This window comes from Streptomyces sp. MK37H, assembly GCF_018035285.1.
Taxonomy (GTDB): Bacteria; Actinomycetota; Actinomycetes; order Streptomycetales; family Streptomycetaceae; genus Streptomyces; species Streptomyces endocoffeicus.
Genome location: NZ_JAAAYH010000646.1, coordinates 1 through 3552, shown reverse-complemented (window position 1 = coordinate 3552; position 3552 = coordinate 1). Strand labels below are relative to the sequence as shown.

The 3552-nt window shown below is 77.1% G+C and carries 2 protein-coding genes; both read right to left on the bottom strand.

Annotation, left to right across the window (positions count from 1 at the left end):
- The coding region (locus tag GWI24_RS42075) for a putative baseplate assembly protein (protein ID WP_210951291.1) at nucleotides 1-1930 on the bottom strand (1930 nt) is incomplete at its 3' end.
- The coding region (locus GWI24_RS42070; protein WP_210951290.1) for a baseplate J/gp47 family protein at nucleotides 1927-3552 on the bottom strand (1626 nt) is incomplete at its 5' end. The genes GWI24_RS42070 and GWI24_RS42075, both read right to left, overlap by 4 nt.

Genomic DNA, 3552 nt, shown 5'->3' with positions numbered 1-3552 from the left:
CCCCGTCGACCGCCAGGAGCCGCCGGACCAGGGCCGTGTGGCGCAGCGCGCCGCCGAAGGGCCAGCCCGCGCCGTCCTCCCCGCCGCGCAGCGGATCGAGGTAGGTGCGCACCGCGTCCCCGGCCCGGGCCAGGACGGCGGCCCGGTCGAGGTCCGGGTCGAGGGCCACCCAGGCCTCCACTCCGACGCGGCGGTACGGCACGGGGGCGGCGACCACCGTGACCCCGGCGGGGGCGGCCTCGCGCGAGAGGAAGTCGGCGACGGCCTTCAGGGTCGCGGCGGTGGCGACCGGCGGTTCGTCCGGGTCACCGCCCGGAGTTACGGGCGGTACGACGAGGACGCCCACCACGCCCGGGATCGGCACCCCGGCGAAGTCGGGGTGCAGACCGGGCACGCCCCGGGCCCGGGCCACCGAGGCGCCGGGCGCGCGGGGGGCGAGCTGCCCGTAGTCGGCCGGGGCCACGGCCCGGCCGCGGGCGCGCAGTTCACCGGCGCCGCGGCGCATGGCGTGGGCGTCGGGCTCGGCGTCCGTTCCGCCGGAGGCCGGGAAGGGGTTGCTCACGCCGGTGACGAACGGCAGCGCGGTCACCACCCCGTTGACCGCGCCCGCCGCTACGGCCCCGGCGCTGCCGCCGCCCACGCGGTAGCGCACGGCGCGGACGTTGCGGAAGCCGGGCGGGACGGCCGCGCCGCTGACGCCGTCCCCGAAGGTCACCTCGCCGCTCTCGTGGTCCACGGTGAACACCCGGTCGTCGGCGCCGTACCCGGCCAGGCTCTCCACCTCACGCCACCGGGACGAGGTTCCGGCCGATGTGCCGGCCGTGGTGCCGAATACATCGCCGCCCGTGTCGTCGTCCACCTCGATGACCACCGTTCCGGCGAGGATGGGCACCTGGCTGAGCTTCATGCGCCGCAGCCCGGTGGCCGCCGGATCCTGGACGGGCCGCAGCGGCTCGTCGCGGATGGTGCGGGCGGCGGTGGCGGCGACCACGTTCAGCCGCAGCCCGGACAGCACGGGCGCGGGTCCGGCGAAGGCGCCGTGCGCGATCCGCAGACGCAGCCAGCACAGCCGGGGCCGGGTGCCGGAGGGGCTGCCCGGCTGCCATGACCGCGGGACCCTCAGCTCGACGGTCCCACTGGCGCCGAACCCGGCCGTGGAGTCCCGCATCAGCTCGGCGGGGACGAGCCGCCTGCCGTCCAGCACGTCCCAGCGCAGCAGCGGCGCGGGCGGCAGTGGCAGGGGCGCGGTGCCGCCGGAGGCCGCGGGGGCGGGCGGAGCGGCGAGGACCACGAAGCCCAGCGACAGCCGCGGGTAGGGGGCGGCCGGTCCGGCGAGTCCGATCCACAGCGCGTTGCCGGGCCGCGGATCGCGGCCGAAGGGCTCGAAGGGACGGCTGGGCCCGGCCGGTCCCAGCGGCAGGGCCTGGATCGTTCCGGCCTCCTGGACGGCGAGATCGGCGAGGGTGGCGGGGGTGGCGTACAGGTCCTGGTCCGTCTCGTAGACGACCTGGCCCGCCGGGGTCGAGGCGGCGCTCTGGAACCCGGCGGGGACGAGCACCGAGGCGCCGTCGGGCGGGTTGACGGTGAACTCCAACAGCGTCGCCGCCGCACCGGCCGGGCGGCGCCGCACGCCCGCCGTCGCCAGGTGTTCGGCCAGCACCTTCTCCGGCAGCCGGTTGACGCGGCCGAGCACGGGTTCGGCCTGGGTGCCGAAGAGGCGGACGAGGGCGACACCGGCGTCCTGCCGGTCGGGGTCGGTCCAGTCCGGGGTGTAGCCCGCGATCCGGGCGCGGACGTCGGCGCGTACGGCCTCACGGGTCGCGTCGACCAGTTCGGGCTGGACGCCGGTCGGGCCGGGGCCGGGCACGATCCGCCCGTCCTCGCGGTCCCGTTCCCGTGCGTCCCTCTCCCACCACACCTCGCCGGTCATGCCAGCCCCTCCCCCGGTTCTACGGCGGGCACGACCCGGGTGTGGACCGTGCGCAGGACGGGAAGCTCCCCGGCGCCGAGCGGCACCTCGTCGCACTCCTCGAAAGTCCCGTCCGGGTCCACCCCGTCGAGGCCGATCGCCACGGCGGCGACGTCCGCGAGGTCGCCCAGCGCCCGCTGTGCGGCCCGCAGCAGGGCCGAGGGCCGCAGCGGCTGTCCGAACGGCCAGCCGTCCTGGTCCTCACCGCCCACGAGCGGGTCGAGGAAGCGGCGCAGCGCGGCGGTGAGCGCGGTGGACACGCGGGTGACGTCCGCCGGGTCGCCCGACAGGGTCACGCGCAGCGTCACCTCGCGGTAGCGGGGCGCGCGGACGAAGACCTCGGAGGTGAGCAGCCGCGCCTGTTCGAGGTGGGCGGCGGCCGCGCGCAGCATGCCGGGGTCGGGGAGCGGCGCGGCCACGAAGTCCTCGCGGGTGAGGTCGTCCCGGGGCGCGGCCGGGACGATATGGACGGTCACCGCGCCGGGCACCGTGGCACACGGGAAGCCGGGGTGCGCGCCGACGGCCGGGTAGGCACGGGCGATGGCGACGCCCGGTGTCGTACGCGCCAGCGTGACGTAGTCCTCGGCGGTGACCGAGCGGGTCACCTCCCCCAGGGAGGCTGCGGCACGGCGGCGCGCCTCGGTGACGGTCTCGGGGTCGGTGCCGCCTTCGGCCCGTACGAGGTTGGCGGCCGAGACCGCTCCCGGAAGGTCCTGGGCCGGCAGCCAGTTGCCGGTCATGCCGCCGTTGCCGATCCGGCCGCCGCCGGTCACATAGTCGATGTGCGCGTCCGGATCCGGGTGGGGGATGCGCCCGGTGAGTCCGTCGCCGAACACCAGCGCGCCCTCGGCCCGGTCGAGCACGAAGATCCGGTCGGCCGGGGAGCCGAAGGTGAAGTCCGGTGCCGGCCACCACTCCTGGCCCGCCAGGCGCAGCGTCGCCTCCAGGAGGCGGTCGGCGGCGTCCGGCAGGACGAGATGCTGGCCGGGCAGCCGGAGCCAGGCGCCGATCTGGTCCTGAAGGTCGGCGCCGCTCACGGTGCGGTGCCGGCAGTGGCGTGCGGCGGAGGCGTTGACGGCGAGTTGGCGCAGGCGGGGCGGGGCCGCGTAGGTGGCGGCCGGGGTGGACACCAGGACCCCGGTGTCCCGCGTGGACCAGTCGGCCGGGGGATGGAGCCGGACCACACCGGACCGTCTGAGCCCGCCCGTGCCGTCCTCGACCTTCTGATACGCACCGGAGGTGTCCGTGCCCGGCCGGAACCAGGACCAGGTCAGCTCGGCTGGAGAGGGTACGTCGGCGACCGCGCCGGGCAGCCACGACGGCGCGGACGCGGCGGGCGCGTCCAACTCCACGAGCAGCCCGATCGGGCCGGGCGCGGGGTGGTCCCCGGTGAGCGGCAGGGTGAACCGGACCTGCGCCGGGGCGCCGTCGCTCGCCAGCAGCGCGATGCCGCGCCGGGCCCGCAGATCCGCCGTGCGGTCGCGGTCGGTCCACACGGTGACCTCACCGCCCTCGGCGAGCGGCAGGACGGCCACGTCGTCGTCGAGGGTGAAGACGACCTGCCCGGTGGGGTCCCGGGTCAG